The sequence below is a fragment of the Citrobacter sp. LJND-P06 genome, assembly GCF_058188415.1.
Genome location: NZ_CP187317.1, coordinates 4,325,767 through 4,351,698, shown reverse-complemented (window position 1 = coordinate 4,351,698; position 25,932 = coordinate 4,325,767). Strand labels below are relative to the sequence as shown.

At 53.6% G+C, this 25,932-nt stretch carries 20 protein-coding genes, 1 tRNA gene, 3 rRNA genes and 1 riboswitch; of the genes, 15 read left to right on the top strand and 9 right to left on the bottom strand.

From position 1 onward, the window contains the following. Position 1 precedes the first annotated feature (1 nt). The 5 genes from thiS to rsd all read right to left on the bottom strand — a co-directional run bounded on the left by thiS (position 2) and on the right by rsd (position 4,199). Complete coding sequence (gene thiS, locus ACO7SM_RS20510) at positions 2-202, bottom strand: sulfur carrier protein ThiS (protein WP_192613827.1); 201 nt, start codon at positions 200-202, stop codon at positions 2-4. Next, the gene (gene thiF / locus ACO7SM_RS20505; protein ID WP_490469025.1) at positions 183-941 is read right to left on the bottom strand and encodes a thiazole biosynthesis adenylyltransferase ThiF; all 759 of its coding nucleotides are present in this window, start codon (positions 939-941) and stop codon (positions 183-185) included. Before thiF ends, thiS begins: the two co-directional genes overlap by 20 nt. Beyond that, positions 934-1,569: a thiamine phosphate synthase gene (thiE, locus tag ACO7SM_RS20500; protein WP_490469024.1), complete on the bottom strand. Its 636-nt coding sequence runs from the start codon at positions 1,567-1,569 to the stop codon at positions 934-936. The genes thiF and thiE overlap by 8 nt, the downstream gene beginning before the upstream one ends. Further along, positions 1,569-3,464 (bottom strand): phosphomethylpyrimidine synthase ThiC, encoded by a 1,896-nt coding sequence (gene thiC, locus ACO7SM_RS20495; protein WP_490469023.1) that lies wholly within the window; start codon positions 3,462-3,464, stop codon positions 1,569-1,571. The genes thiE and thiC overlap by 1 nt, the downstream gene beginning before the upstream one ends. An 84-nt stretch (positions 3,465-3,548) precedes the next feature. Further along, a riboswitch (TPP riboswitch) is annotated at positions 3,549-3,658 on the bottom strand. Between the two features lie 52 nt (positions 3,659-3,710). Further along, positions 3,711-4,199, bottom strand: coding sequence for a sigma D regulator (rsd, locus tag ACO7SM_RS20490; protein WP_490469022.1), 489 nt, complete (start codon positions 4,197-4,199; stop codon positions 3,711-3,713). Positions 4,200-4,296: 97 nt separating this feature from the next. Here rsd and nudC point away from each other — a divergent pair, with 97 nt between their 5' ends. The 6 genes from nudC (at position 4,297) to ACO7SM_RS20460 (ending at position 8,650) form a co-directional block, all read left to right on the top strand. Next, entirely contained in the window at positions 4,297-5,070 is a 774-nt protein-coding gene (gene nudC / locus ACO7SM_RS20485; RefSeq protein WP_490469021.1) for an NAD(+) diphosphatase, read from the top strand. 39 nt (positions 5,071-5,109) lie between these two features. Next, positions 5,110-6,174: a uroporphyrinogen decarboxylase gene (hemE, locus tag ACO7SM_RS20480; protein ID WP_490469020.1), complete on the top strand. Its 1,065-nt coding sequence runs from the start codon at positions 5,110-5,112 to the stop codon at positions 6,172-6,174. A gap of 8 nt (positions 6,175-6,182) precedes the next feature. After that, the gene (nfi, locus tag ACO7SM_RS20475) at positions 6,183-6,854 is read left to right on the top strand and encodes a deoxyribonuclease V (RefSeq protein ID WP_490469019.1); all 672 of its coding nucleotides are present in this window, start codon (positions 6,183-6,185) and stop codon (positions 6,852-6,854) included. A gap of 42 nt (positions 6,855-6,896) precedes the next feature. Then, positions 6,897-7,487, top strand: coding sequence for a YjaG family protein (locus ACO7SM_RS20470; RefSeq protein ID WP_192613819.1), 591 nt, complete (start codon positions 6,897-6,899; stop codon positions 7,485-7,487). 186 nt (positions 7,488-7,673) lie between these two features. Further along, entirely contained in the window at positions 7,674-7,946 is a 273-nt protein-coding gene (gene hupA, locus ACO7SM_RS20465; RefSeq protein WP_001044509.1) for a nucleoid-associated protein HU-alpha, read from the top strand. 11 nt (positions 7,947-7,957) lie between these two features. After that, the gene (locus ACO7SM_RS20460; protein WP_490470992.1) at positions 7,958-8,650 is read left to right on the top strand and encodes a DUF1481 domain-containing protein; all 693 of its coding nucleotides are present in this window, start codon (positions 7,958-7,960) and stop codon (positions 8,648-8,650) included. An 11-nt stretch (positions 8,651-8,661) separates the two neighbouring features. On the opposite strand, the gene zraP is transcribed toward ACO7SM_RS20460, so the two are convergent. After that, positions 8,662-9,102: a zinc resistance sensor/chaperone ZraP gene (zraP, locus tag ACO7SM_RS20455; RefSeq protein WP_490469018.1), complete on the bottom strand. Its 441-nt coding sequence runs from the start codon at positions 9,100-9,102 to the stop codon at positions 8,662-8,664. Between the two features lie 247 nt (positions 9,103-9,349). Between zraP and zraS the strand changes: the two genes are divergently transcribed. Continuing rightward, on the top strand, positions 9,350-10,750 hold the full coding sequence (gene zraS, locus ACO7SM_RS20450; protein ID WP_490469017.1) for a two-component system sensor histidine kinase ZraS: 1,401 nt from the start codon (positions 9,350-9,352) through the stop codon (positions 10,748-10,750). Then, the gene (gene zraR / locus ACO7SM_RS20445) at positions 10,747-12,072 is read left to right on the top strand and encodes a sigma-54-dependent response regulator transcription factor ZraR (protein ID WP_490469016.1); all 1,326 of its coding nucleotides are present in this window, start codon (positions 10,747-10,749) and stop codon (positions 12,070-12,072) included. Before zraS ends, zraR begins: the two co-directional genes overlap by 4 nt. Here zraR and purD read toward each other — a convergent pair. Together purD and purH are read right to left on the bottom strand one after the other, a co-directional pair. Next, entirely contained in the window at positions 12,069-13,358 is a 1,290-nt protein-coding gene (gene purD, locus ACO7SM_RS20440; RefSeq protein WP_490469015.1) for a phosphoribosylamine--glycine ligase, read from the bottom strand. The two genes, zraR and purD, sit on opposite strands and share 4 nt — an antisense overlap. A 15-nt stretch (positions 13,359-13,373) precedes the next feature. Beyond that, positions 13,374-14,963: a bifunctional phosphoribosylaminoimidazolecarboxamide formyltransferase/IMP cyclohydrolase gene (purH, locus tag ACO7SM_RS20435; protein WP_490469014.1), complete on the bottom strand. Its 1,590-nt coding sequence runs from the start codon at positions 14,961-14,963 to the stop codon at positions 13,374-13,376. Positions 14,964-15,585: 622 nt separating this feature from the next. On the opposite strand from purH, the gene ACO7SM_RS20430 reads away from it, so the two are divergent. The 4 genes from ACO7SM_RS20430 to rrf all read left to right on the top strand — a co-directional run bounded on the left by ACO7SM_RS20430 (position 15,586) and on the right by rrf (position 20,624). Further along, positions 15,586-17,127, top strand: a 16S ribosomal RNA gene (locus ACO7SM_RS20430). Positions 17,128-17,212: 85 nt separating this feature from the next. Next, positions 17,213-17,288 (top strand) — tRNA-Glu (locus tag ACO7SM_RS20425). 216 nt (positions 17,289-17,504) lie between these two features. After that, positions 17,505-20,411 (top strand): 23S ribosomal RNA (locus ACO7SM_RS20420). A gap of 97 nt (positions 20,412-20,508) precedes the next feature. After that, positions 20,509-20,624: ribosomal RNA gene (gene rrf, locus ACO7SM_RS20415) — 5S ribosomal RNA — on the top strand. The 16S, 23S and 5S rRNA genes sit together here with 1 tRNA gene alongside, the layout of an rRNA operon. A gap of 425 nt (positions 20,625-21,049) precedes the next feature. Here the strand turns inward: rrf and ACO7SM_RS20410 are convergent. After that, positions 21,050-21,493, bottom strand: a complete 444-nt coding sequence (locus tag ACO7SM_RS20410; protein WP_490469013.1) for an acetyltransferase — start codon at positions 21,491-21,493, stop codon at positions 21,050-21,052. Between the two features lie 156 nt (positions 21,494-21,649). On the opposite strand from ACO7SM_RS20410, the gene metA reads away from it, so the two are divergent. From metA to aceA, 3 genes are all read left to right on the top strand, one after another. After that, positions 21,650-22,579 (top strand): homoserine O-succinyltransferase MetA, encoded by a 930-nt coding sequence (gene metA, locus ACO7SM_RS20405; protein WP_490469012.1) that lies wholly within the window; start codon positions 21,650-21,652, stop codon positions 22,577-22,579. 269 nt (positions 22,580-22,848) lie between these two features. Continuing rightward, positions 22,849-24,450, top strand: a complete 1,602-nt coding sequence (gene aceB / locus ACO7SM_RS20400; RefSeq protein ID WP_490469011.1) for a malate synthase A — start codon at positions 22,849-22,851, stop codon at positions 24,448-24,450. 106 nt (positions 24,451-24,556) lie between these two features. Further along, the gene (aceA, locus tag ACO7SM_RS20395) at positions 24,557-25,861 is read left to right on the top strand and encodes an isocitrate lyase (RefSeq protein ID WP_490469010.1); all 1,305 of its coding nucleotides are present in this window, start codon (positions 24,557-24,559) and stop codon (positions 25,859-25,861) included. The last annotated feature ends 71 nt before the right edge of the window (positions 25,862-25,932 follow it).

Below are 25,932 nucleotides of genomic sequence, written 5' to 3'. Positions count from 1 at the left end.
ATCAGCCCCCGGCAATGACCTGAAAAAGCAGGATCTGATCGCCGTCCTGCACAATGTGATGTTCCCACTGTTCGCGCGGCAGGATCTGTTGATTGAGCGCCAGCGCGGCACCTGGTTTGAGTTGGTCGAGTTGATTCAGCAGGTCGGTAACAGACATTCCTACTGCGCACTGCATCGGCTCATCATTGAACTGAATCTGCATGTTGCCCTCCGCATACCGGGCAGTCGCTGGCGCGTTGTAACGTCAGGCTGCGCCATTGGCTGGTTTTGGCGTCAAACAGACGCAGTTTGCCCGTGGGCGTTTCCATACCGTTCAGGAGTTTGATGGCTTCCAGCGCCTGCAATGTGCCCATCACACCGACCACGGGCCCTACGATGCCGGCGGTACGGCAGTTGCGTTCCGGCTCTTCGTCGTCCGGCCACAGGCAGCGATAACAGCCCTGCTCCCAGGGGGGCGTCAGAACCATCAATTGACCGCCAAAACCAACGGCGCTGGCGGTAATCAGTGGCGTATTGAGCGCGACGCAGGCGGCGTTGATCGCCTGGCGGGTAGCCATGTTGTCGGTACAATCCAGTACTACATCGGCGTTAGCGACCGCGTGTCGAAGCGCATCGCCGGTGAGACGTTGCTGTAACGCCACCAGTTCAATATCCGGGTTGAGACGTGCCAGTCTCAGCTTCGTGACGTGCGATTTCGGGCGAGCGATATCATCGGTAGTGAAGAGGATTTGCCGTTGCAGGTTACTCAGATGCACATCGTCATCGTCTGCCAGAACCAACGTGCCGATACCCGCGCCCGCAAGATAGAGCGCAGCGGGCGAGCCTAATCCGCCTAAACCGATGACCAGCACGTGGCTTGCGAGCAGCTTTTGCTGCCCTTCAATCGCGATATCGCCAAGCAAGATCTGGCGGCTATAGCGCATAAAATCACGATCATTCATCGCCAGCTCCTGCTACCGAAAGCAACTGCGCGGTGGCAGCACGCCAGTCTGTTGCCTGCGTAATCGCGCTGACGACGGCAATACTGCCGACACCGGTAGCCAGTACCGCAGGCGCACGCTCAAGGCTAATTCCGCCGATGGCGACGGCAGGATAATCAGCCAGACGTTTAATATGGCGTGCCAGTTGTTCCAGCCCTTGCGGGGCGGAGGGCATCTGTTTGGTTTGTGTCGGGAAGACATGCCCCAACGCGATATACGAAGGGCGAGCGGCCAGCGCCACGTCGATTTCCATATCATCATGGGTCGAGACGCCAAGGCGCAACCCTGCCGCCTGAATCGCTTTCAGGTCGGTCGTTTCGAGATCCTCCTGACCCAGATGGACGCCATACGCGTTGTGCTTGATCGCCAGTCGCCAATAGTCGTTGATGAACAACCGGGCGTCAAAACGACGCCCCAGCATAATCGCGGCGACCACATCCGCTTCCACGTCTTCATCGCGCTTATCTTTAATCCGCAGTTGAATCGTGCGCACGCCCGCCTCCAGCAGGCGTTCAATCCAGAGTACGCTGTCCACCACCGGATAAAGTCCGAGACGGAAAGGGACGGTGGGAAAATCCGGCTGGTACATTATGCCTCCTCTTTTTTGAGGTAGATCTCACCGCCTTTGGCGCGGAAGTTCTCCGACATGTCGGCCATACCCACTTCAATGGTTTGAGCGGCGGCGTAGTCGCGAACTTCCTGGCTGATTTTCATCGAGCAGAACTTCGGCCCACACATTGAGCAGAAGTGGGCGACTTTGCCCGATTCCTGCGGCAGCGTTTCATCGTGGTACGCGCGGGCGGTGAACGGGTCGAGCGCCAGATTAAACTGGTCTTCCCAACGGAATTCGAAGCGCGCTTTCGACATGGCGTTATCGCGGATTTGCGCGCCCGGGTGGCCCTTTGCCAGGTCGGCGGCGTGAGCGGCGATCTTGTAGGTGATAAGCCCTTGTTTCACGTCTTCTTTGTTGGGTAAGCCGAGATGTTCTTTCGGGGTGACGTAGCAAAGCATCGCGCAGCCAAACCAGCCAATCATCGCCGCGCCAATCCCGGACGTGAAATGGTCATAACCCGGCGCGATATCCGTAGTCAATGGGCCTAAGGTGTAGAACGGCGCTTCATGACAGTGCTCCAGCTCTTCGGTCATGTTGCGGCGGATCATCTGCATGGGGACATGCCCTGGGCCTTCGATCATCACCTGTACGTCATATTCCCAGGCGATTTTGGTCAGCTCGCCGAGGGTGTGCAGTTCAGCAAACTGCGCTTCGTCGTTGGCGTCACGAACCGAGCCTGGACGCAGGCCATCGCCGAGAGAGAGTGCAACGTCGTAGGCGGCGCAGATTTCGCAAATCTCGCGAAAGTGCTCGTAGAGGAAGTTTTCCTGATGATGGGACAGGCACCATTTCGCCATGATTGAGCCGCCGCGCGAGACAATCCCGGTCAGCCGTTTGGCGGTCATCGGCACGTAGCGCAGCAGCACGCCCGCGTGGATGGTGAAGTAATCCACCCCCTGTTCCGCCTGCTCCAGCAGCGTATCGCGGAAGGCTTCCCAGGTCAGATCTTCGGCGATCCCGTTGACCTTCTCCAGCGCCTGGTAGATCGGCACCGTACCGATCGGCACCGGGCTGTTACGCAGGATCCACTCGCGGGTTTCGTGAATATAGCGGCCCGTTGAAAGGTCCATCACCGTGTCCGCGCCCCAGCGGGTAGACCAGACCAGTTTTTCGACCTCTTCTTCGATGGACGAGGTCACCGCCGAGTTGCCGATATTGGCGTTTACTTTGACCAGGAAGTTGCGACCAATAATCATTGGCTCAGATTCCGGGTGGTTGATGTTGGCAGGGATAATTGCGCGTCCGGCGGCCACTTCATCACGGACAAACTCCGGGGTGATGTTTTCCGGCAGACGTGCGCCAAAGCCTTCACCTGGATGCTGGTGGCGCAACACTTCACTGCGGATACGCTCGCGCCCCATGTTTTCACGGATAGCGATGAATTCCATCTCCGGCGTGACGATCCCCTGGCGTGCATAATGCAATTGCGTGACGCATTTCCCGGCTTTGGCACGTTTCGGCGTGAGCAGACCCGTGAAACGAAGTTCGTCCAGACCGTCATCGGCCAGGCGCTCTTTGGTATAGGCAGAGCTGCGGTCGGTCAGTGCTTCGCTATCGGCGCGGGCGTCAATCCACGGTTGACGCAGTTTTGCCAGACCCTGTTCAACATTAATCGCGATATCAGGATCGCCGTACGGGCCCGAGGTGTCATACACCGGAATGGCTTCGTTTTCTTCGTACTGAGGATGGTCTTTTGTGCCGCCGGTCAACGTCGGGCTAAGCTGGATTTCGCGCATTGGGATGCGGATATCCGCCTGCGAGCCGGTGATATAGATGCGTTTTGAATTCGGAAAGGCGGTGCCTTCCAGCGTATTGATAAAGTGTTGTGCTTGTTCGCGTTGCTGGCGACGGGTTAATTTTGTTGCAGACATAGCTCATTCCAAAAAAAAGTAAGGAGTGGCTTGTCAGACGACGGATGAACCAAAAGAAGGGATCGCCCAGGAGGGCGATACAGCAGCATTTTGACTCTTGTTCCCTTCGCAGGTATTAGCCTGATCAGGTTCCGCGGATCCCGAATTAACGGTCTCAGCCCGTGCTTTCACACTGGGCACTCCGACAAGAAATAGCCCCCGGTAAAGGGGGCGACGAAGATAAGTTACGCGTTAATAGCGTAGAACTCAAGCAGGACGTTTAGTCTTTGCGCTGTCGTGCATCGCGTCAAAGACCAGCATGATCAGCTTGTCTTCAAGGATAAATCGGGATTCCAGCGCTTCGCCGATATCTGATAAAACCTTTTGAAATTCAAGATAGTTATCATGGTCGATGGCCATTTCCAGGCTGGAATCGTAGTAATCCATAATGCATTGCGTATTGGCTTCCAGCAACGGCCAAATTTTCGTTGCGTTTAAAAGCTGCCCGTTACCTTCCAATTTATGGAGAATACGTTCATAAATACTGAAATGTCCGGCGGAAAGGTAATCGACCAGACTTTGACAAAAATCATCCAGCGCTTTTTCGTTTAAGCGCATGTACGATTCTTTGCCAGGCTTAATGCCAACCAAATTGTAGTAAGCCACGAGCAGATGCTTACGTACATGTAGCCAGCGATCAACCAGTTTATTACTTCCTCTGACGTGCTCTGTCAGGTTATCCAGCTGGTTTAACATGATTGACTCCGCAAGTTTAGATTCAAAAAACTGCTCACTCAAAAATGTAAAAATAATGTAAACAACATGCCTGTGAAGCAAAGGTAGCGCAAGAGATATGGATCGTATAATTGAAAAATTAGACAGCGGCTGGTGGATCGTCAGCCATGAGCAAAAAATATGGCTACCTCGCGGAGAACTGCCGCATGGCGAAGCGGCAACGTTCGATCTTGTTGGGCAGCGCGCGCTTCAGATTGGGGAGTGGGAAGGCGAACCCGTCTGGCTGGTACAGCAGCATCGCCGCCATGATATGGGATCCGTACGACAGGTTATCGATCAGGATGTCGGCCTGTTTCAACTGGCCGGGCGGGGTGTGCAACTGACGGAGTTTTACCGTTCGCATAAATTTTGTGGCTACTGCGGTCATTCGATGTACCCGAGTAAAACCGAATGGGCCATGTTGTGCAGTCATTGCCGCGAACGTTATTACCCTCAAATAGCGCCTTGCATTATTGTGGCGATTCGCCGGGAAGATTCCATTTTGCTCGCCCAACATACCCGCCATCGCAATGGTGTGCATACGGTGCTGGCTGGATTTGTTGAAGTGGGAGAAACCCTGGAACAAGCGGTGGCGCGTGAAGTCATGGAAGAAAGCCGTATTAAAGTGAAGAACCTGCGCTATGTCACGTCGCAGCCGTGGCCATTCCCGATGTCGCTCATGACCGCGTTTATGGCGGAGTACGACAGCGGGGAGATTGTTATTGATCCGAAAGAGTTACTGGAAGCGGGGTGGTATCGTTATGACGATCTGCCGCTACTGCCGCCGCCGGGCACGGTTGCACGTCGGTTGATCGAAGATACGGTGGCAATGTGTCGGGCAGAGTACGAGTGACATGATACACTGGGCGCATAACGCTAAAGGAATGTAAAAATGACCGAACTGAAAAACGATCGTTACCTGCGTGCGCTGCTGCGCCAGCCCGTTGATGTCACCCCTGTATGGATGATGCGCCAGGCAGGCCGTTATCTCCCGGAGTATAAAGCCACCCGCGCACAAGCGGGCGATTTTATGTCACTGTGCAAAAATGCCGAGCTGGCGTGCGAAGTCACCCTCCAGCCGCTGCGCCGTTACCCGCTTGATGCGGCGATCCTCTTTTCGGACATCCTGACCATTCCGGATGCGATGGGCCTGGGGCTTTACTTTGAAGCCGGAGAAGGCCCGCGCTTTACCGCGCCGGTGACCTGCAAAGCCGACGTCGATAAATTGCCAATCCCTGATCCCGAAGATGAACTGGGCTACGTGATGAATGCGGTACGCACTATTCGTCGCGAACTGAAAGGTGAAGTCCCATTGATCGGTTTTTCCGGCAGTCCGTGGACGCTGGCGACGTACATGGTGGAAGGCGGTAGCAGCAAAGCCTTTACCGTCATTAAAAAGATGATGTATGCAGACCCGCAGGCGCTCCATTTACTGCTCGATAAACTGGCGAAAAGCGTCACGCTGTATCTCAATGCGCAGATCAAAGCGGGCGCACAGTCGGTGATGATTTTCGATACCTGGGGCGGCGTGCTGACCGGGCGCGATTATCAGCAGTTCTCGCTCTATTACATGCATAAAATTGTCGATGGTCTCCTGCGTGAAAATGAAGGGCGTCGTGTGCCAGTCACGCTGTTTACCAAGGGCGGCGGCCAATGGCTGGAAGCGATGGCGGAAACAGGCTGTGATGCGCTGGGACTCGACTGGACCACTGACATTGCCGATGCACGTCGTCGCGTAGGACATAAAGTGGCGTTGCAGGGGAATATGGATCCTTCCATGCTGTATGCGCCAGCGGCGCGTATTGAAGACGAAGTCGCGACGATTCTGGCGGGATTCGGCCAGGGTGAAGGCCATGTCTTTAACCTTGGGCACGGCATTCACCAGGATGTGCCGCCAGAACACGCGGGCACCTTTGTAGAGGCAGTACACCGGATTTCAGCGCAGTATCACCAGTAAGGGAAGGGATGGATCTCGCGTCGCTACGCGCTCAACAATGTGAACTGGCTGCATCGGTTTCCCGCGAAGATCGTCTGGATAACGATCCTCCGGATCTGATCGCCGGCGCTGATGTTGGGTTTGAGCAGGGCGGTGAAGTGACGCGAGCTGCAATGGTACTGTTGAAGTATCCTTCGCTTGAGCTGGTGGAATATAAGGTGGCGCGCATCGCCACCACCATGCCGTATATTCCAGGTTTTCTCTCCTTTCGTGAATATCCCGCGCTGCTGGCCGCGTGGGAGCAACTCTCGCATAAGCCTGATTTAGTGTTTGTCGATGGCCACGGTATTTCTCATCCGCGTCGCCTCGGCGTTGCCAGCCATTTCGGGCTGCTGGTGGATGTGCCGACCATCGGCGTGGCGAAAAAACGGCTGTGCGGCAAATTTGACCCTCTCTCTGCCGAACCTGGTGCTTTGGCGCCGTTAATGGATAAAGGCGAGCAACTGGCATGGGTCTGGCGTAGCAAAGCGCGCTGTAATCCACTGTTTGTTTCTACCGGACACCGGGTTGGGCTGGACAGCGCCCTTGCGTGGGTACAACGCTGTATGAAAGGGTATCGCTTACCTGAGCCTACCCGTTGGGCTGACGCGGTGGCGTCGGAGCGTCCGGCATTTGCGCGTTGGCAAGAAATTCAGCCTTGATTCAGGTACACTTCCGCTAATTATCGTTTTCGAGATCTCATCATGTTACAAAACCCGATTCATCTGCGCCTTGAGAAGCTGGAAAGCTGGCAACATGTCACTTTTATGGCCTGTTTGTGCGAACGCATGTACCCCAACTACGCCATGTTCTGTCAGCAGACTGAATTTGGCGATGGGCAGATTTACCGTCGAATTCTGGATTTGATTTGGGAAGTGCTGACGGTCAAAGATGCGAAAATCAATTTCGACAGCCAACTGGAAAAGTTTGAAGAGGCTATTCCGTCGGCAGATGATTACGATTTGTACGGCGTTTATCCCGCGATTGATGCCTGTGTGGCATTAAGTGAATTGATGCACTCGCGTCTGAGCGGTGAAACGCTGGAGCACGCGATTGAAGTCAGTAAGACGTCTATTACCACCGTTGCGATGCTGGAAATGACGCAGGCGGGTCGTGAAATGACCGACGAGGAACTGAAAGAGAATCCTGCAGTTGAGCAAGAATGGGACATTCAGTGGGAAATATTCCGACTTTTGGCTGATTGCGAAGAACGCGATATTGAGCTGATAAAAGGGTTACGCGCAGACCTGCGCGAGTCCGGCGAGAGTAATATCGGTATAAATTTTCAGCAATGAGACCAGAAAACGTGATTTAACGTCTGATTTGTCGTGCCTGAAGGCTTCCCTTCCGCCCCCCGTCTGGTCTACATTTGGGGGGCGAAAAAAAGTGGCTATCGGTGCGTGTATGCAGGAGAGTGCTTTTCTGGCATTTTCGTCGCACTCGATGCTGAGCAAGCGATAAACACATTGTAAGGATAACTTATGAACAAGACTCAACTGATTGATGTAATTGCAGACAAAGCAGAACTGTCCAAAACCCAGGCTAAAGCTGCTCTGGAATCCACTCTGGCTGCTATTACTGAGTCTCTGAAAGAAGGCGATGCTGTACAACTGGTTGGTTTCGGTACCTTCAAAGTGAACCACCGCGCTGAGCGCACTGGCCGCAACCCGCAGACCGGTAAAGAAATCAAAATCGCCGCAGCTAACGTGCCGGCATTTGTTTCTGGCAAAGCACTGAAAGACGCAGTTAAGTAATTCGCGTGGCAGTGAACAGTTTTAGCGAAGGGGCGGGTTCGCCCCTTTTGTCTGTCTGGCGTCGTACGCTGACGTTGGCAGGCGCGCTATTGCTGACCGCATGCAGTCAGCACTCTGCGCTTCCCCCCTTTACGGCCAGCGGTTACGCGGACGATAAGGGGGCGGTGCGTGTTTGGCGTAAAGATTCCGGCGATGATGTCCATCTGCTTTCCGTCTTTAGTCCATGGCGTGGCGGCGATACGACTATGGCTGAATATCGCTGGCAAGGCGATACGCTCTCTCTGATTGAATTCAACGTTTACGGCAAACCGGCTGAGCATATTCGCGCGCGTTTCGACGATCGTGGTGAACTGAGCTTTATGCAGCGCGAGGTTGGCGGGCAAAAACAGCAGCTGTCCAGCGATCAAATTGCGTTATACCGCTATCGCGCCGCTCAAATCCGCCAGACCAGCGACGCGTTGCGTCAGGGCCGAGTGGTTTTACGCCAGGGACGCTGGCATGCCAATCAGACCATTACCACCTGCGAAGGCGAAACGCTGAAGCCCGATTTAGATACGTGGGCAATCAGCCATATTGAGCGCCGCCAGAGCCGCTCGTCGGTTGAGGTGAGCGTGGCATGGCTGGAGGCGCCTGAAGGTTCTCAGTTGCTACTGGTGGCGAATGAAGACTTTTGTCACTGGCAACCGAAAGAGAAAAATTTCTGATACATCGGGGATTACCAGTTGTCCATCATCCCCATATGACCCCCTCCGCATCCGCCGTGACCCATTCCGCCACCGTAGCCTGCGCCACGAGGTATACCTGCTTGCGCCAGAGCAACATCCCGCTGGACGCGCTGTTCATCCAGTGATTGATTCAATGCCTCCATCTCTTTTGCTATGGCATTAATCTTCTTGCTATCGGGTGTGCTGGTCGAGAGTTGTGCGTTGTATTCATAGCGTTTAGAGGCTAATTGCTGGCGTAACGTATTGGTTTGCGCATAATAGTCGGCATAAATCTTTTGTGCGGTAGTTTGCTGCTCTACCGTTAGCGGGCTCCCGCCCTGTTGCCACATTCCATCATTATTCCCCCAGTGATGGGCCCAAGCCGGGCCAGAGCCCAGGACCGTCAGAGCGAGAGCGATTAGCGTTAGACCGTGTTTTTTATTCCGTTTCATATTTGGATCTCCTGTTGCTTATTTCACTGTCTATCTGCATTTATCGTGCCAGATATGCTATCCGGCAGGGAAGGGGCAAACGGAAGTCCGGCTAAGCGCAGGCGAGTAAAAATGACTCGCTCAGTGAAATCAGTGGGTTATTTCTACTCAGTACGACGCCGGTTTTGTGGTCAGGGACGAAAATGGGTAGCATAAAAACTGGCATAATTTTTTCTTCTGCTATGCCGGAACGATTTAGGTCAAGGGAGTGCCATTTATGCGCAGTCAGAAGGATTATGCTTTAACCGGCCTGAGTTGGCTGTTGCCGATGTTGATTCTGGTGTTGGTCAGTGCATTTTCGGTGATGATCATTCGTGATTACGGGCGCGAGAGCGAGAGTGCCTTGCAAACCCAGCTGGAAAAGGGGCGTGTGCTTATCCGTGCGCTGGAGTCTGGAACGCGGGTGGGAATGGGGATGCGTATGCACCATATCCAACAGCAGACCTTACTGGAAGATATGGCCGGGCAACCAGGTGTTCTTTGGTTCGCGTTAACCACAGCCCAGGGTGACATTATTAGCCATAGTGACCCGCGGCAGGTGGGGAAAAAACTCTATAGTCGGGAAGAAATGCGCGGGCTAACTATCGGTGAGCAGGAAGGATGGCGGCATATTAACACGACCGATATTAACGGCAGACCAACACCAGCGCTGGAGATCTATCGGCAATTTCGGCCATCGTTGAAATCAATGGGGCACGGTAGGTCATGTGCTAACGGTGATGGGCAATCATCGGCTGCTGGGCAGATTATTTTTATCGCGTTTGACGACCAGGAGCTGGACGCGGCCAGGGACCGGGAGTGGCGTAATACCCTCATTATGCTGTTTGCGCTGACTGTGGTACTGCTGGCGACTATCCTGACTTTCTTCTGGTATCGGCGCTATTTGCGTTCTCGTCAGCTGTTACAGGATGAGATGAAACGCAAAGAGAAGCTGGTGGCGCTCGGACATCTGGCGGCAGGGGTGGCGCATGAAATTCGCAACCCGCTCTCTTCCATCAAAGGGTTAGCGAAGTATTTTGCCGAGCGCTCGCCTGTGGGGGGCGAATCCTATGAGCTGGCGCAGGTCATGGCAAAAGAGGCTGACCGGTTAAATCGGGTGGTGAGCGAACTGTTGGAACTGGTAAGGCCTACGCATCTGACGTTACAGGCGGTGGATCTCAATGACATCATCAACCATTCGTTACAGCTCGTCAGTCAGGATGCGCGGAGCAGGGCGATTCAACTGCAGTTTACCGCCAATGGGGCGCTGCCGGCGGTTCAGGCCGATCCTGACAGGCTAACGCAGGTTTTACTGAACCTGTACCTGAACGCGATTCATGCTATCGGTCACCAGGGCGTCATTACGGTCGAGGTGGGCGAAAGCGCAGGCGATCGCGTTAAAATTGTGGTCACCGACAGTGGGAAGGGGATTGCAGCAGAAGACCTGGATGCGATATTTACACCTTACTTTACCACCAAGGCTGACGGTACCGGGCTTGGATTAGCGGTGGTACAGAACATCATTGAGCAACATGGCGGAACCATTCAGGCGACAAGCGTTCCAGGTAAAGGCACCGTCTTTACTCTTTATCTACCGCTGAAAGCGAGAGAACAGGACAGACAAGGATGACTCGCGTGAAAATCGATATTCTGGTCGTGGATGACGACATCAGCCATTGCACGATTTTACAGGCGTTGCTTCGTGGGTGGGGCTATGACGTGGCGCTGTCCTACGGGGGACGCGAGGCCGTAGCGCGGGTACGTGAACATGTCTTCGATCTGGTGTTATGCGATGTGCGTATGGCCGAAATGGACGGCATCGAAACGCTTAAAGAGATCAAAGCGCTGAATCCGGCGATCCCCATTTTGATTATGACGGCGTACTCCAGCGTCGAAACTGCGGTAGAGGCGCTTAAAGCAGGCGCGCTGGATTACTTAATTAAACCGCTGGATTTCGACAGCTTACAGGACACTCTCGAAAAAGCGCTGGCGCATACGCGAAACGCTGGCGTTGAATCACCTTCAGCCTCTGCCGCTCAGTTCGGCATGATCGGCGAAAGCCCGGCGATGCAGCGGTTACTCGCTGAAATCGCAATGGTGGCGCCCTCCGATGCCACGGTATTGATTCATGGCGACTCGGGAACCGGTAAAGAGCTGGTGGTCAGGGCGCTCCATGCCAGCAGTGCACGCGGCGAAAAACCATTGATCACACTTAACTGCGCGGCGCTGAATGAGTCATTGCTGGAGTCTGAGCTGTTTGGGCATGAAAAAGGCGCGTTTACCGGAGCAGACAAACGGCGCGAGGGGCGTTTTGTGGAGGCCGACGGCGGCACGCTGTTTCTCGACGAAATTGGCGATATCTCGCCGATGATGCAGGTTCGTCTGCTGCGAGTTATTCAGGAGCGTGAGGTTCAGCGGGTTGGGAGTAATCAGACGATTTCTGTCGATGTCAGGCTGATTGCGGCGACTCACCGTGATTTGGCAGCGGAAGTCAGTGCGGGGCGTTTTCGTCAGGATCTCTACTATCGTCTGAATGTGGTGACGATTGAGATGCCGCCTTTGTGTCAGCGTCGGGAAGATATTCCGCTACTGGCCGAACACTTTCGTCAGCGATTTGCTGAGCGAAACCGTAAAGCGGTGAAGGGATTTACCCCGCAGGCGATGGATCTGCTGATTCACTATGAGTGGCCCGGGAATATCCGCGAACTGGAAAACGCCATTGAACGCGCGGTGGTTCTGCTGACGGGGGAATATATCTCTGAGCGAGAATTGCCGCTCGCCATTGCGGCGACGTTGGTGAATGTCGACGATGATCGCGAGATCCAACCGCTGGTGGATGTTGAGAAAGAGGTGATTCTGGCGGCGCTGGAGAAAACGGGCGGCAACAAAACCGAAGCCGCCCGTCAGTTAGGGATTACGCGTAAAACGCTGTTGGCTAAGCTCAGCCGTTAGTTCTGCTCACGCTCGATGGCGCGCCAGCCGATATCTTTACGGCTGAAGCTGCCATCCCAGTGGATATGATCCATCAGCGCGTAGGCGCGCTTCTGTGCTTCGGCGACCGTATGGCCCAGCGCAGTAGCGCACAGCACGCGCCCACCGCTGGTCAGTACCCGATCGTCATCGGCGAGTTTCGTCCCGGCGTGGAACACCTTACCGTTTGCCACTTCTTCCAGCGGCAGACCGTGGATCACGTCCCCCGTGCGGTAGTCGCCCGGATAACCACCCGCCGCCATGACGACGCCCAGAGCAGCACGCTCGTCCCACTCGGAGGTCTTCTCGTCCAGCTTGCCTTCGCAGGCGGCCAGGCACAGCTCAACCAGATCGGACTTCATGCGCAGCATGATTGGCTGGGTTTCCGGATCGCCAAAGCGGCAGTTGAACTCAATAACCTTTGGATTGCCCTGTTTATCGATCATCAGACCGGCATACAGGAAACCGGTGTAGGTGTTGCCTTCTGCCGCCATGCCTTTCACGGTTGGCCAGATGATGCGTTCCATGGTGCGCTGGTGGACTTCATCCGTTACCACCGGGGCAGGTGAGTAAGCACCCATCCCACCGGTGTTAGGTCCGGTGTCTTTATCGCCCACGCGTTTGTGATCCTGACTGGTGGCCATTGGCAGTACGTGATCGCCGTCAACCATCACGATAAAGCTCGCTTCTTCGCCGTCGAGGAACTCTTCGATAACGATGCGATGACCCGCATCGCCAAAGGCGTTACCTGCCAGCATATCGTGAACGGCAGCTTCGGCCTCGCTCAGCGTCATCGCGACGATAACGCCTTTACCGGCCGCCAGACCGTCAGCTTTGATGACGATAGGGGCGCCTTTCTCGCGCAGATAAGCCAGCGCAGGCTCAATCTCGGTAAAGTTCTGGTATTCCGCCGTTGGGATCTGATGGCGCGCCAGGAAATCCTTGGTGAACGCTTTTGAGCCTTCCAACTGTGCGGCGCCTTCGGTTGGGCCGAAGATTTTCAGACCCGCAGCGCGGAACGCGTCAACCACGCCAATCACCAGCGGTGCTTCCGGGCCGACGATGGTCAGGTCAATCTTCTCATTCTGGGCAAAGCTCAGCAGCGCCGGGATATCGGTCACGCCGATAGCGACGTTTTGCAGGGCTGGCTCCAGCGCCGTGCCTGCGTTGCCCGGTGCCACAAAGACAGTTTCAACCTGCGGCGACTGCGCCGCTTTCCAGGCCAGCGCATGTTCGCGCCCACCGTTACCAATCACTAATACTTTCATCGTCTGCTCCGTGAATTAATGGCGGAAGTGGCGCATATCAGTGAAGAGCATCGCAATACCGTGCTCGTCGGCGGCGGCAATCACTTCATCATCACGAATAGAACCGCCAGGCTGAATAACGCAGGTCACGCCAGCTGCGGCGGCAGCGTCAATACCGTCGCGGAACGGGAAGAAGGCATCAGAGGCCATCGATGACCCTTTCACTTCCAGACCTTCGTCGGCCGCTTTGATGCCAGCGATCTTCGCTGAGTAAACGCGACTCATCTGGCCCGCGCCGATGCCGATGGTCATATTGCCTTTGGCATACACGATAGCGTTGGATTTCACGAATTTCGCCACTTTCCAGCAGAACAGCGCATCACGCAGTTCCTGTTCGGTCGGCTGACGTTGGGTGACTACGCGCAGTTCTTTTGCGTCGACCATGCCCAGGTCACGATCCTGAACCAGCAAACCGCCGTTCACACGTTTGAAGTCCAGACCCGGTACGCGCTCAGCCCACTGACCGCAGGTCAGTACGCGCACGTTCTGTTTGGCCGCGGTGATTTTCAATGCTTCTTCGCTGGCGGACGGCGCAATGATCACTTCGACAAACTGACGCGAGATAATGGCCTGCGCGGTTTCAGCATCCAGCTCGCGGTTAAAGGCGATGATGCCGCCAAATGCGGAGGTCGGGTCGGTTTTGTATGCGCGATCGTAAGCGTCGAGGATGGAGTGACTGATGGCGACGCCGCATGGGTTGGCGTGCTTCACAATCACGCAAGCTGGCTCAGCAAACTCTTTCACACACTCCAGCGCTGCGTCGGTATCAGCGATGTTGTTATAAGAGAGGGCTTTCCCCTGAACCTGCGTTGCGGTGGCAACGGAAGCTTCTTTGACATTCTCTTCTATATAGAAGGCTGCCTGCTGGTGGCTGTTTTCACCATAACGCATATCCTGCTTCTTAATGAAGTTGAGGTTCAGGGTGCGCGGGAAACGGCCAGCGGCTTCTTTGCTTTCACCGTGGTAGGCCGGAACCATGCTGCCAAAGTAGTTGGCGATCATGCTGTCATAGGCGGCGGTGTGTTCAAACGCTTTGATGGCGAGGTCGAAACGGGTGTCGAGGGTAAGAGAACCGTCGTTGGCATCCATCTCTTTAATAATGGCGTCATAGTCGCTGCTCTTTACTACGATGGCGACGTCTTTATGGTTCTTCGCGGCGGAGCGCACCATGGTTGGGCCGCCGATATCAATATTCTCTACCGCATCTTCCAGCGAGCAGCCTTCACGGGCAACGGTCTGGGCAAACGGATAAAGGTTAACAACTACCATGTCGATCGGCGCGATGCCGTGTTGTTCCATAATCCCGTCGTCCTGGCCGCGACGACCGAGAATACCGCCGTGGACTTTTGGATGCAGGGTCTTCACTCGTCCATCCATCATCTCCGGGAAACCGGTGTAATCGGAAACTTCGGTCACTGGCAGACCTTTTTCTGCTAACAGACGGGCTGTACCGCCTGTGGACAGCAGCTCCACACCGCGTGCGGAAAGTGCCTGGGCGAATTCGACAATACCGGCTTTGTCAGAAACACTGAGCAGAGCGCGGCGGACTGGACGACGTTGTTGCATGGTAAATCCCCTGGATTTGACGATGACAGAGAGCGTTAGCTGAATTTTTCGTGAAAAACTCAGCTAACGCCCCTTACGGGGCATCCTTATTTGGCGGTGGCATTGTAACGAAAACGTTTGCGCAACGCTCGCGAATTTTTCCTCTTTCAATGTTGCCCCCGTTTTGCTCGCTGAAGATCGTATATAGAGAAAGAAGATCGCAGAAATAATCGAGTGGTTTGTGGATAACTCTGTGCGTAAATGGGTATAAGGCGGGGTTTTGCTGTGGAATGCAGCAGTCAGTCATTTTTCTGTCATTTAAGGGTTGCGGGCGCCAGATAACTCCCTATAATGCGCCTCCATCGACACGGCGGATGTGAATCACTTCACAGAAAAACGCAAGTGAGATTGAAGAGAAAATTCCTGAATAAGGGTTGACTCTGAAAGAGGAAAGCGTAATATACGCCACCTCGCGACAGAGCGCTAAAGCGCGTCGCAACTGCTCTTTAACAATTTATCAGACAATCTGTGTGGGCACTCGAAGATACGGATTCTTAACGTCGCAAGACGAAAAATGAATACCAAGTCTCAAGAGTGAACATACGTAATTCATTACGAAGTTTAATTCACGAGCATCAAACTTAAATTGAAGAGTTTGATCATGGCTCAGATTGAACGCTGGCGGCAGGCCTAACACATGCAAGTCGAACGGTAGCACAGAGGAGCTTGCTCCTTGGGTGACGAGTGGCGGACGGGTGAGTAATGTCTGGGAAACTGCCCGATGGAGGGGGATAACTACTGGAAACGGTAGCTAATACCGCATAACGTCGCAAGACCAAAGAGGGGGACCTTCGGGCCTCTTGCCATCGGATGTGCCCAGATGGGATTAGCTAGTAGGTGGGGTAACGGCTCACCTAGGCGACGATCCCTAGCTGGTCTGAGAGGATGACCAGCCACACTGGAACTGAGACACGGTCCAGACTCCTACGGGAGGCAGCAGTGGGGAATATTGCACAATGGGCGCAAGCCTGATGCAGCCATGCCGCGTGTATGAAGAAGGCCTTCGGGTTGTAAAGTACTTTCAGCGAGGAGGAAGGCGATACGGTTAATAACCGTGTTGATTGACGTTACTCGCAGAAGAAGCACCGGCTAACTCCGTGCCAGCAGCCGCGGTAATACGGAGGGTGCAAGCGTTAATCGGAATTACTGGGCGTAAAGCGCACGCAGGCGGTCTGTCAAGTCGGATGTGAAATCCCCGGGCTCAACCTGGGAACTGCATCCGAAACTGGCAGGCTAGAGTCTTGTAGAGGGGGGTAGAATTCCAGGTGTAGCGGTGAAATGCGTAGAGATCTGGAGGAATACCGGTGGCGAAGGCGGCCCCCTGGACAAAGACTGACGCTCAGGTGCGAAAGCGTGGGGAGCAAACAGGATTAGATACCCTGGTAGTCCACGCCGTAAACGATGTCGACTTGGAGGTTGTTCCCTTGAGGAGTGGCTTCCGGAGCTAACGCGTTAAGTCGACCGCCTGGGGAGTACGGCCGCAAGGTTAAAACTCAAATGAATTGACGGGGGCCCGCACAAGCGGTGGAGCATGTGGTTTAATTCGATGCAACGCGAAGAACCTTACCTACTCTTGACATCCACGGAATTTAGCAGAGATGCTTTAGTGCCTTCGGGAACCGTGAGACAGGTGCTGCATGGCTGTCGTCAGCTCGTGTTGTGAAATGTTGGGTTAAGTCCCGCAACGAGCGCAACCCTTATCCTTTGTTGCCAGCGGTTCGGCCGGGAACTCAAAGGAGACTGCCAGTGATAAACTGGAGGAAGGTGGGGATGACGTCAAGTCATCATGGCCCTTACGAGTAGGGCTACACACGTGCTACAATGGCATATACAAAGAGAAGCGACCTCGCGAGAGCAAGCGGACCTCATAAAGTATGTCGTAGTCCGGATCGGAGTCTGCAACTCGACTCCGTGAAGTCGGAATCGCTAGTAATCGTGGATCAGAATGCCACGGTGAATACGTTCCCGGGCCTTGTACACACCGCCCGTCACACCATGGGAGTGGGTTGCAAAAGAAGTAGGTAGCTTAACCTTCGGGAGGGCGCTTACCACTTTGTGATTCATGACTGGGGTGAAGTCGTAACAAGGTAACCGTAGGGGAACCTGCGGTTGGATCACCTCCTTACCTTAAAGAACCTGCCTTTGTAGTGCTCACACAGATTGTCTGATGAAAAGTAAATAGCAAGGCGTCTTGCGATTGAGACTTCAGTGTCCCCTTCGTCTAGAGGCCCAGGACACCGCCCTTTCACGGCGGTAACAGGGGTTCGAATCCCCTAGGGGACGCCACTTGCTGGTTCGTGAGTGAAAGTCACCTGCCGTAATATCTCAAAACTGACTTACGAGTCATGTTTGAGATATTTGCTCTTTAAAAATCTGGATCAAGCTGAAAATTGAAACGACACACTGTGTCTGTTCTCCGTAATAAGAACAGGCAAGCGGTGTGTTCGAGTCTCTCAAATTTTCGCAACACGATGTGTTTTACGAAACACCTTCGGGTTGTGAGGTTAAGCGACTAAGCGTACACGGTGGATGCCCTGGCAGTCAGAGGCGATGAAGGACGTGCTAATCTGCGATAAGCGTCGGTAAGGTGATATGAACCGTTATAACCGGCGATTTCCGAATGGGGAAACCCAGTGTGATTCGTCACACTATCATTACGTGAATACATAGCGTAATGAAGCGAACCGGGGGAACTGAAACATCTAAGTACCCCGAGGAAAAGAAATCAACCGAGATTCCCCCAGTAGCGGCGAGCGAACGGGGAGCAGCCCAGAGTCTGAATCAGCATGTGTGGTAGTGGAACGGTCTGGAAAGTCCGGCGATACAGGGTGATAGCCCCGTACACAAAATCGCATGTGTTGTGAACTCGAAGAGTAGGGCGGGACACGTGGTATCCTGTCTGAATATGGGGGGACCATCCTCCAAGGCTAAATACTCCTGACTGACCGATAGTGAACCAGTACCGTGAGGGAAAGGCGAAAAGAACCCCGGCGAGGGGAGTGAAAAAGAACCTGAAACCGTGTACGTACAAGCAGTGGGAGCCTCTTTATGGGGTGACTGCGTACCTTTTGTATAATGGGTCAGCGACTTATATTCTGTAGCAAGGTTAACCGAATAGGGGAGCCGAAGGGAAACCGAGTCTTAACTGGGCGTTAAGTTGCAGGGTATAGACCCGAAACCCGGTGATCTAGCCATGGGCAGGTTGAAGGTTGGGTAACACTAACTGGAGGACCGAACCGACTAATGTTGAAAAATTAGCGGATGACTTGTGGCTGGGGGTGAAAGGCCAATCAAACCGGGAGATAGCTGGTTCTCCCCGAAAGCTATTTAGGTAGCGCCTCGTGAACTCATCTTCGGGGGTAGAGCACTGTTTCGGCTAGGGGGTCATCCCGACTTACCAACCCGATGCAAACTGCGAATACCGAAGAATGTTATCACGGGAGACACACGGCGGGTGCTAACGTCCGTCGTGAAGAGGGAAACAACCCAGACCGCCAGCTAAGGTCCCAAAGTCACAGTTAAGTGGGAAACGATGTGGGAAGGCACAGACAGCCAGGATGTTGGCTTAGAAGCAGCCATCATTTAAAGAAAGCGTAATAGCTCACTGGTCGAGTCGGCCTGCGCGGAAGATGTAACGGGGCTAAACTGTGCACCGAAGCTGCGGCAGCGACACTATGTGTTGTTGGGTAGGGGAGCGTTCTGTAAGCCGTTGAAGGTGGCCTGTGAGGGTTGCTGGAGGTATCAGAAGTGCGAATGCTGACATAAGTAACGATAATGCGGGTGAAAAGCCCGCACGCCGGAAGACCAAGGGTTCCTGTCCAACGTTAATCGGGGCAGGGTGAGTCGACCCCTAAGGCGAGGCCGAAAGGCGTAGTCGATGGGAAACAGGTTAATATTCCTGTACTTGGTGTTACTGCGAAGGGGGGACGGAGAAGGCTATGTTGGCCGGGCGACGGTTGTCCCGGTTTAAGCATGTAGGCGGAGCGTTTAGGTAAATCCGGACGCTTATTAACGCTGAGGTGTGATGACGAGGCACTACGGTGCTGAAGTAACAAATGCCCTGCTTCCAGGAAAAGCCTCTAAGCATCAGGTAACACAAAATCGTACCCCAAACCGACACAGGTGGTCAGGTAGAGAATACCAAGGCGCTTGAGAGAACTCGGGTGAAGGAACTAGGCAAAATGGTGCCGTAACTTCGGGAGAAGGCACGCTGATATGTAGGTGAAGCGACTTGCTCGTGGAGCTGAAATCAGTCGAAGATACCAGCTGGCTGCAACTGTTTATTAAAAACACAGCACTGTGCAAACACGAAAGTGGACGTATACGGTGTGACGCCTGCCCGGTGCCGGAAGGTTAATTGATGGGGTTATCCTTAGGGAGAAGCTCTTGATCGAAGCCCCGGTAAACGGCGGCCGTAACTATAACGGTCCTAAGGTAGCGAAATTCCTTGTCGGGTAAGTTCCGACCTGCACGAATGGCGTAATGATGGCCAGGCTGTCTCCACCCGAGACTCAGTGAAATTGAACTCGCTGTGAAGATGCAGTGTACCCGCGGCAAGACGGAAAGACCCCGTGAACCTTTACTATAGCTTGACACTGAACACTGGTCCTTGATGTGTAGGATAGGTGGGAGGCTTTGAAGTGTGGACGCCAGTCTGCATGGAGCCAACCTTGAAATACCACCCTTTAATGGCTGGTGTTCTAACGTAGACCCGTGATCCGGGTTGCGGACAGTGTCTGGTGGGTAGTTTGACTGGGGCGGTCTCCTCCTAAAGAGTAACGGAGGAGCACGAAGGTTAGCTAATCCTGGTCGGACATCAGGAGGTTAGTGCAAAGGCATAAGCTAGCTTGACTGCGAGAGTGACGGCTCGAGCAGGTGCGAAAGCAGGTCTTAGTGATCCGGTGGTTCTGAATGGAAGGGCCATCGCTCAACGGATAAAAGGTACTCCGGGGATAACAGGCTGATACCGCCCAAGAGTTCATATCGACGGCGGTGTTTGGCACCTCGATGTCGGCTCATCACATCCTGGGGCTGAAGTAGGTCCCAAGGGTATGGCTGTTCGCCATTTAAAGTGGTACGCGAGCTGGGTTTAGAACGTCGTGAGACAGTTCGGTCCCTATCTGCCGTGGGCGCTGGAGAATTGAGGGGGGCTGCTCCTAGTACGAGAGGACCGGAGTGGACGCATCACTGGTGTTCGGGTTGTCATGCCAATGGCATTGCCCGGTAGCTAAATGCGGAAGAGATAAGTGCTGAAAGCATCTAAGCACGAAACTTGCCCCGAGATGAGTTCTCCCTGAGACTATAAGTCTCCTGAAGGAACGTTGAAGACTACGACGTTGATAGGCTGGGTGTGTAAGTGTAGCGATACATTGAGCTAACCAGTACTAATGAACCGTGAGGCTTAACCTTACAACGCCAAAGGTGTTTTGGTGAAAGAAAGACATCAATATCAGCTTGATACAGATTAAATTAACGCGCAGAGATGCGTGTTAATAAACAGAATTTGCCTGGCGGCTGTAGCGCGGTGGTCCCACCTGACCCCATGCCGAACTCAGAAGTGAAACGCCGTAGCGCCGATGGTAGTGTGGGGTCTCCCCATGCGAGAGTAGGGAACTGCCAGGCATCAAATAAAGCAAGAGGCCATCCGAAAGGATGGCCTTTTTGCTTTACCTGTAGCCAGACGGTTCACTACGGTGAGAGCAGGACAAAATCGTCGGGAACGATTTTGAACGCCGTTGACGGCGGCCCCGCAGGGGCGAGTATCAGGATGATACGAGTACTATGGAGTCGGGAACGATTTTGAACGTTGCGCAGCAACGGCCCGAAGGATGACGGGCAGGAAAGCCCGTCATACAACTGCCAGGCATCAAATAAAGCAAGAGGCCATCCGAAAGGATGGCCTTTTTGCGTCTGCGGTTTGCGGAAATGCTGATTGTCGCAGTGTTTCTCAGATCAGATCCGGTATCCAGATGAGTCGATCCTACCTTGGCTTATACTCCTAAATTGCTGGATAAAGTTATCCGGCAATAAAAACCGTACAAAACCGCTTATGCTCCGGTATACGCCAGATTCAATAACGGATACGGTTTTCCAAGATCATCAACCTCTGAACGCCCCGTCACTGTAAATCCCATTTTCTTATAGAATCCAACAGCTTGTTCATTTTGCTCATTAACGTTAGTCGTTAACCTGGGCGCCAGCGTCAGCGCATACTCGACCAGCCATTTCCCCACACCACAGCCGCGAACATCAGGATCGACGAATAATGCATCCATATGCTCACCGGTGAGCAGCATAAACCCTACAGGTTCATCCCGTTCTGTCACGGCCAGCCATAAGGGTGCTTCTGGTAAAAACGAACTGACCCGCTCTTCCAGCTCAATGCGATAGTTCGCTGACAGGAAATCATGGGTGGCATCGACTGAACGGCACCAGATGGCAATCAATTTCTCGCCTTCATCACGCCGCGACCGGCGAATGCTAATAACCATATCTTCTCCTTTTATTTATGCTTATATTTTATCGTAGATACCGTCGTGAAACTTTCTCACCTTTAGCATACAGGCTCGACATCCGCGCAATTCCTGGTTATCTTCAGCTATCTGGATGTCTAAACGTTTAAACGTGTGTAGTGAGGTTATCAGGTTATGCCGATTCGCGTACAGGACGAGCTGCCCGCCGTCAATTTCTTGCGTGAGGAAAACGTCTTTGTAATGACGACGTCTCGCGCTTCCGGTCAGGAAATTCGCCCTCTGAAGGTGCTTATTCTCAACCTGATGCCAAAGAAGATTGAAACGGAAAACCAGTTCCTGCGTCTGTTGTCGAACTCACCGCTTCAGGTGGATGTTCAATTACTGCGCATTGATGCTCGAGAGTCGCGTAATACGCCAGCGGAACATCTGAATAACTTTTACTGTGACTTTGACGATATCCGCGATCAGAACTTTGATGGCCTGATTGTGACCGGCGCGCCGCTGGGTCTGGTTGAATTTAATGATGTCGCTTATTGGCCGCAGATCAAGCAGGTACTGGAATGGGCGAAGGATCACGTCACCTCGACGTTGTTTGTGTGTTGGGCGGTTCAGGCCGCGCTGAATATCCTCTACGGGATCCCAAAGCAAACGCGCACAGATAAACTTTCTGGCGTTTATGAGCACCATATTCTTCATCCTCACGCTTTACTGACTCGCGGATTCGATGATTCGTTCCTCGCCCCGCACTCACGCTATGCCGATTTCCCGGCGGTGCTGATCCGCGATTATACCGATCTTGAGATCCTGGCTGAAACAGAGGACGGTGATGCTTACCTGTTTGCCAGTAAAGATAAGCGCATTGCCTTTGTGACGGGTCATCCGGAATATGATGCGAATACGCTCGGCAGTGAATACTTTCGGGATGTTGAAGCGGGATTAAACCCGGATGTACCGTACAACTATTTCCCAAAAAACGATCCGCAAAACAGACCACGTGCAACATGGCGTAGCCATGGCAATTTGTTGTTCATCAACTGGCTCAACTATTACGTCTATCAGATCACGCCATATGATCTGCGTCACATGAATCCAACACTGGATTAATCTTCTGTCGCTAACGATCCTAAAGCGTTTCAGCATGTTGAATCAGGCACCTTCGGGTGCCTTTTTTATTTCCGAAATGCAGCTCATCGTGTAATTAAATTTTATTTTTATTGTTATCAATAGGTTAATTATAAATTAAATTAAAAATGGAAATTGTTTTTGATTTTGATTTTTAATTGAGTAGTCTTAGTTGTGCTGAACGAAAACCACACAACGATCCTTCGTTCGCATTGGGGGATGTATTTGGATCCATGACGAGGAGCTGCACAATGAATCAACAGGCAACGACAACTGATGAACTGCTGTTTACCCGGCCATATGGTGAGCAAGAGAAGCACGTTTTGACCGCAGAAGCGGTGGAGTTTCTGACCGAACTGGTAACGCGGTTTACGCCGAAGCGCAATAAACTGCTGGCCGCACGCATCCAGCAACAGCAGGATATCGATAATGGTAAGTTGCCTGATTTTATTTCGGAAACGGCTTCCATTCGTGATGGTAACTGGAAAATTCGTGGGATTCCCGAGGACTTACAAGATCGGCGCGTAGAAATTACCGGCCCTGTAGAGCGCAAAATGGTGATTAACGCCCTGAATGCTAACGTGAAGGTCTTCATGGCGGATTTTGAGGATTCTCTGGCGCCGGACTGGAATAAAGTCATTGATGGGCAAATTAACCTGCGCGACGCAGTCAATGGCACCATTAGCTACACCAATGAAGCCGGAAAAATCTACCAGCTCAAACCCGATCCAGCCTTACTGATTTGCCGCGTGCGCGGCCTGCATTTGCCGGAAAAACATGTCACCTGGCGTGGTGAAGCGATCCCGGGCAGCCTGTTTGATTTTGCCCTCTATTTCTTCCACAACTACAAAGCGTTGCTGGCAAAAGGCAGCGGCCCCTATTTCTACCTGCCGAAAACCCAGGCCTGGCAAGAAGCGGCGTGGTGGAGCGAAGTGTTCAGCTACGCTGAAGATCGTTTTAACCTGGCGCGGGGCACCATCAAAGCGACGTTACTGATTGAAACGTTGCCGGCAGTGTTCCAGATGGACGAAATCCTGCATGCGCTGCGTGACCATATTGTCGGTCTCAACTGCGGCCGCTGGGATTATATTTTCAGCTATATCAAAACGTTGAAGAATCATCCGGATCGTGTTCTGCCAGACCGCCAGGTGGTGACGATGGACAAACCGTTCCTCAGCGCTTACTCGCGTCTGCTGATCAAAACCTGTCACAAGCGCGGCGCATTTGCGATGGGCGGCATGGCGGCGTTCATTCCGAGCAAAGACACCACACGCAATAACCAGGTGCTCAATAAGGTAAAAGCGGACAAATCGCTGGAAGCCAATAATGGTCACGACGGCACCTGGGTTGCTCATCCGGGGCTCGCGGATACTGCGATGGCAGTGTTTGATGAAATCCTCGGTGAACATAAAAACCAACTGTTCGTCACGCGTGACGACGATGCGCCGATTACCGCCGAACAACTGCTGGCACCCTGTGAAGGTGAGCGTACTGAAGAGGGGATGCGCGCCAATATTCGCGTGGCGGTGCAGTACATCGAAGCGTGGATCTCCGGCAACGGTTGCGTACCGATTTACGGCCTGATGGAAGATGCCGCGACGGCGGAAATCTCCCGTACTTCTATCTGGCAGTGGATCCATCATGAGAAAACCCTCAGCAACGGCAAAGCCGTTACCAGGGCGTTGTTCCGCCAGATGCTGGCAGAAGAGATGCTGGTGATTCAGGAGGAACTCGGCGAGCACCGCTTCAGCAGCGGGCGTTTCGATGAGGCCGCCCGTCTGATGGAGCAAATCACGACGTCTGATGACTTAATCGACTTCCTGACCCTGCCAGGCTATCGCCTGCTGGCGTAAATGCCCGGGCCATTTTGAATCAGGGCAGTATGCAAACTGCCCGTGACCAAACAGCTTTCACCAATAACGCCTGGGAAGCCAGGAAAATAATATGGAGCATCTGCACATGAAAACCCGTACTCAACAAATCGAAGAATTACAGAAAGAATGGACACAGCCGCGCTGGGAAGGGATTCGTCGCCCTTATAGCGCGGAGGACGTGGTGAAATTACGCGGTTCGGTCAACCCGGAATGCACGCTGGCACAGTTGGGTGCCGCCAAAATGTGGCGACTGCTGCACGGCGAATCAAAAAAAGGCTACATCAATAGTCTCGGCGCGCTGACCGGTGGTCAGGCGTTGCAGCAGGCGAAAGCCGGTATTGAAGCAGTTTATCTGTCTGGTTGGCAGGTGGCGGCGGATGCTAACCTGGCGTCGAGCATGTACCCGGATCAATCACTGTACCCGGCGAACTCCGTCCCGGCCGTGGTGGATCGGATCAACAACACTTTCCGTCGTGCGGATCAGATCCAGTGGTCTACCGGTATTGAACCCAACGATCCTCGTTATGTGGATTACTTCCTGCCGATCGTCGCCGATGCAGAAGCCGGGTTTGGCGGCGTGCTGAACGCATTTGAACTGATGAAATCGATGATTGAGGCCGGTGCAGCGGCTGTTCACTTCGAAGATCAGCTGGCGTCAGTGAAGAAATGTGGCCACATGGGCGGTAAGGTTCTGGTGCCGACGCAGGAAGCGATTCAAAAACTGGTGGCTGCGCGTCTGGCGGCCGACGTGATGGGCGTACCGACTCTGGTGATTGCCCGTACCGATGCGGACGCGGCAGACCTTATCACCTCAGACTGCGATCCCTATGACAGCGAATTCATCACCGGCGAGCGCACCAGTGAAGGTTTCTATCGCACGCACGCCGGTATCGAACAGGCAATCAGCCGTGGCCTGGCTTATGCACCGTATGCGGATCTGGTGTGGTGCGAAACCTCCACGCCGGACCTCGAGCTGGCTAAACGTTTTGCCGATGCCATTCATGCGAAGTATCCGGGCAAACTGCTGGCCTACAACTGTTCTCCGTCGTTTAACTGGCAGAAGAAGCTGGACGACAAAACGATTGCCAGCTTCCAGCAGCAGTTGTCGGATATGGGCTACAAATACCAGTTCATCACGCTGGCAGGCATCCACAGCATGTGGTTCAACATGTTCGACCTCGCGCGTTCTTATGCGCAGGGCGAGGGCATGAAGCACTACGTCGAGAAGGTGCAGCAGCCGGAATTCGCCGCAGGTAAAGACGGATATACCTTCGTCTCACACCAACAAGAAGTGGGAACCGGTTACTTCGACAAAGTCACCACCATTATTCAGGGAGGCGCCTCTTCGGTCACCGCACTGACGGGGTCTACTGAAGAATCTCAGTTCTGATGTAGCGCAAGCCGGATGGCGCAGTTGCTTATCCGGCCTACGACACCCTGTAGGCCGGATAAGGTGCTTGC

Bases quoted from the DNA above. Each gene is read 5' to 3' on its own strand.
- thiS (WP_192613827.1), bottom strand. From the start codon at position 202: ATGCAGATTCAGTTCAATGATGAGCCGATGCAGTGCGCAGTAGGAATG.
- thiF (WP_490469025.1), bottom strand. From the start codon at position 941: ATGAATGATCGTGATTTTATGCGCTATAGCCGCCAGATCTTGCTTGGC.
- thiE (WP_490469024.1), bottom strand. From the start codon at position 1,569: ATGTACCAGCCGGATTTTCCCACCGTCCCTTTCCGTCTCGGACTTTAT.
- thiC (WP_490469023.1), bottom strand. From the start codon at position 3,464: ATGTCTGCAACAAAATTAACCCGTCGCCAGCAACGCGAACAAGCACAA.
- rsd (WP_490469022.1), bottom strand. From the start codon at position 4,199: ATGTTAAACCAGCTGGATAACCTGACAGAGCACGTCAGAGGAAGTAAT.
- nudC (WP_490469021.1), top strand. From the start codon at position 4,297: ATGGATCGTATAATTGAAAAATTAGACAGCGGCTGGTGGATCGTCAGC.
- hemE (WP_490469020.1), top strand. From the start codon at position 5,110: ATGACCGAACTGAAAAACGATCGTTACCTGCGTGCGCTGCTGCGCCAG.
- nfi (WP_490469019.1), top strand. From the start codon at position 6,183: ATGGATCTCGCGTCGCTACGCGCTCAACAATGTGAACTGGCTGCATCG.
- ACO7SM_RS20470 (WP_192613819.1), top strand. From the start codon at position 6,897: ATGTTACAAAACCCGATTCATCTGCGCCTTGAGAAGCTGGAAAGCTGG.
- hupA (WP_001044509.1), top strand. From the start codon at position 7,674: ATGAACAAGACTCAACTGATTGATGTAATTGCAGACAAAGCAGAACTG.
- zraP (WP_490469018.1), bottom strand. From the start codon at position 9,102: ATGAAACGGAATAAAAAACACGGTCTAACGCTAATCGCTCTCGCTCTG.
- zraR (WP_490469016.1), top strand. From the start codon at position 10,747: ATGACTCGCGTGAAAATCGATATTCTGGTCGTGGATGACGACATCAGC.
- purD (WP_490469015.1), bottom strand. From the start codon at position 13,358: ATGAAAGTATTAGTGATTGGTAACGGTGGGCGCGAACATGCGCTGGCC.
- purH (WP_490469014.1), bottom strand. From the start codon at position 14,963: ATGCAACAACGTCGTCCAGTCCGCCGCGCTCTGCTCAGTGTTTCTGAC.
- ACO7SM_RS20410 (WP_490469013.1), bottom strand. From the start codon at position 21,493: ATGGTTATTAGCATTCGCCGGTCGCGGCGTGATGAAGGCGAGAAATTG.
- metA (WP_490469012.1), top strand. From the start codon at position 21,650: ATGCCGATTCGCGTACAGGACGAGCTGCCCGCCGTCAATTTCTTGCGT.
- aceB (WP_490469011.1), top strand. From the start codon at position 22,849: ATGAATCAACAGGCAACGACAACTGATGAACTGCTGTTTACCCGGCCA.
- aceA (WP_490469010.1), top strand. From the start codon at position 24,557: ATGAAAACCCGTACTCAACAAATCGAAGAATTACAGAAAGAATGGACA.